This is a genomic window from Pseudomonas sp. TJI-51, from assembly GCF_000190455.2.
In the GTDB taxonomy this organism is placed as follows: domain Bacteria; phylum Pseudomonadota; class Gammaproteobacteria; order Pseudomonadales; family Pseudomonadaceae; genus Aquipseudomonas; species Aquipseudomonas juntendi.
The window spans coordinates 12683-13392 of record NZ_AEWE02000150.1 but is presented as its reverse complement, the minus strand read 5'-3'; the positions used below and the strand labels follow the sequence as shown (position 1 = coordinate 13392).

Sequence of the window (710 nt, the reverse complement as noted above, 5' to 3'; positions counted from 1 at the left end):
TAGGGCACCAGCACGTATTCCGCCTGGCCGCCGGTCCAGTCGCCCATGTCGACGTAGCCGTAGGCACCGCCGGCGCGGGCCGGGTTGACGGTCAGGCACACACCGGTGTGCATCTCTTTGCACGAGCGGCAACGGCCGCAGGCAACGTTGAACGGTACCGAAACCAGGTCGCCGATCTGCATGCGCTCGACGTCGCTGCCTTTCTCGACGATTTCACCGGTGATTTCATGGCCCAGAACCAGGCCGACCTGGGCAGTGGTGCGGCCGCGGACCATGTGCTGGTCGGAGCCGCAGATGTTGGTGGAGACCACCTTCAGGATCACGCCATGCTCGATTTTCTTGCCGCGTGGGTCCTGCATTTTCGGGTAGTCGATCTTCTGCACCTCGACCTTGCCGGCGCCGAGATATACCACTCCACGATTGCCAGACATGCTCTTACCTCGCTTGATTTTTATTTATGCAGCGGTGGTTGAACGCGCCGCCATCCTTGGGCGGCATGTGTTTCTGGATGAGGGGAATTGTGGGCCGGATGGGGCCGGGTGCACTGACTGGGAGCGACAGGGAGATGCCATTTAGCGGCAGGTTTGTCGTTGGAAGGTATGGGGGGCAAACAGAGGTGCTGGCCTGTACCGGCCTCTTCGCGGCTGAAGCCGCTCCTACAGGTAAATCACAGCCTTCGAGGCCTGTGATATCCCTGTGGGAGCTGGCTT

1 protein-coding gene is annotated in these 710 nt (G+C 61.1%); it reads right to left on the bottom strand.

Annotation, left to right across the window (positions count from 1 at the left end; translation table 11 throughout):
* Nucleotides 1-431: alcohol dehydrogenase catalytic domain-containing protein (locus G1E_RS25220; protein WP_047150219.1), on the bottom strand; the 431-nt coding region annotated here is incomplete at its 3' end.
* Nucleotides 432-710: the final 279 nt, after the last annotated feature.